This is a genomic window from Streptomyces sp. NPDC058620 (assembly GCF_042717135.1).
Lineage (GTDB): Bacteria > Actinomycetota > Actinomycetes > Streptomycetales > Streptomycetaceae > Streptomyces.
On record NZ_JBHXQO010000143.1, the window covers coordinates 1 to 2,219 of the forward strand.

1 protein-coding gene is annotated in these 2,219 nt (G+C 64.2%); it reads right to left on the reverse strand.

What is annotated here, in order from left to right:
• Positions 1 to 2,186: amino acid adenylation domain-containing protein (locus ACFWSK_RS37675; RefSeq protein ID WP_383796677.1), on the reverse strand; the 2,186-nt coding region annotated here is incomplete at its 3' end.
• Positions 2,187 to 2,219 lie beyond the last annotated feature (33 nt).

Consider the following 2,219-nt stretch of genomic DNA (forward strand, 5'->3'; position numbering starts at 1 on the left):
GGCAGGGCGGCGTGGTCGAGTTTGCCGTTCGCGGTCAGCGGGAGCTCGCTCAGCTCGACGAACACCGACGGCACCATGTACTCCGGCAACCGCCCACCCAGGAACACACGCAGCTCCCCGACCGACGGAATCCCCTCCCCCTGACCATCCGGAACCAGATACGCCACCAAACGACGCTCCGAACCCTCACCACGCGCCACCACCACCGCGGAACGAACCCGCGCATGACCCACCAGCGCAGCCTCCACCTCACCCGGCTCAACACGGAAACCACGCACCTTGATCTGCGCATCCACCCGCCCCACAAACTCCAGCCGCCCATCCCCCAACCACCGAACCCGGTCACCCGTCCGATACATCCGACTGCCATCACCCACAAACGGATCAGCCACAAACCGCTCACCCGTCAACCCAGCACGCCCCACATACCCCCGCGCCACCTGAACACCCCCAACAAACAACTCACCCACCACACCCACCGGAACCGGCTCCAACCCCCCACCCAACACATACACCCTGCTATTCCCCAACGGCCTCCCCAAACCCACCACCCCATCCGCCAAACCACCCGACCCCACCACCAACACACCAGCAACCACACCCACCGTCGTCTCCGTCGGCCCGTAATGATTCACCACCACACAATCCCCAGCAGCCTCCACCACCCCACGCAACCACGACGCCGACGCACCCTCCCCACCCAGCACCAGACCACGACGCGGAACCAACAACCCCACCTCACCACCACACCCAGCCACCAACGCAGCCAAATGCGACGGCACCACCTTCACAAAATCAATCCCCCACTCCCGAACAAACCCCGCCACCCCACGCCCATCCACCGCCACATCCGCACCCACCACATGCAACACACCACCCGACACCAAACACCCGAACACCACCGTGTTACCCAAATCCGTCACCATCGGCTGCAACAACCCGAACCGACCCCCCACAACCCCCCAACCCACACGATCCGCCACCGACACCACATAACTCACCAAACCACCACGCGTAACCTGCACACCCTTCGGCCGCCCCGTCGACCCCGACGTATACATCACATACGCCAACTGATCCGGCCCCGACCTCACCTCAGGAGCACTCGACGGAAGCCCCGCCAACACACCCACCACCACCGGATCATCCACCACCACCGTCCGCAAACGACCCACCGGCAACTCATCCACCAACTCCTCCGTACCCACCAACACCGACGCCCGACTGTCCCCCAACATGAACGCCAACCGATCCGCCGGATACTCCGGATCCAACGGCACATACGCACCCCCCGCAGCCCACACACCCAACACCGCAACCACCATCTCCACCCCACGCGGCAAACACAGCCCCACCACCGACTCCGCCCCCACACCCACCCCACGCAAGTAATGCGCCAACCGATTCGCCCGCGCCACCAACCCCCCATACGTCACACACACATCACCCGACACCACCGCCACCGCATCCGGAGACACCACAGCCCACTCAGCAACCAACTCACCCACACCACCCACAGCCGGCAACCCCACAGCCGCCCCACCCCAACCCCCCACCAACAACTCACGCTCACCCGCAGACAACACCGGCAACCCACACACCCGCTGATCAGCATCCACAGCCACCGCCGACAACAACCTCACCAAATGACCACCCAAACGCTCCACCGTCACCGCATCGAACAACGCAGAGCTGTACTCAAACTCCGCACCCAACCCCGCCCCACCATCACTCAACACCAAACGCAAATCGAACTTCGCAACAACCCTCTCCGAAGCACTCCCAGTACGGTCCACCGACCGGCCCACCAGCCCAGCCCCGGCACCCTCATCACCGCCGGCCTCACCGCTGTCGCTCTCAACGAAGTCATAGTTGAACAGCGCCTGGAACAAAGGGGTCCGTGAGCGGTCACGCTCCGACACCAGCGCTTCCACGACCTGCTCGAACGGCACGTCCTGGTGCCCGTACGCACCAAGAGCCGTCTCCCGCACCCGCCCCAGCACCTCACGGAACGTCGGATCACCCGACAGATCCGTACGCATCACCAACGTGTTCACGAAGAACCCGATCAGGTCCTCCGTCTCCGCACGGTTCCGGTTCGCGACCGGCGTGCCCACCACCACGTCTTCCGAACCCGCGTACCGACCCAGCAACACCACATACGCCGACAACAACGTCATGAACATCGACACGCCACACTCACGCGACAACGCCCGCAG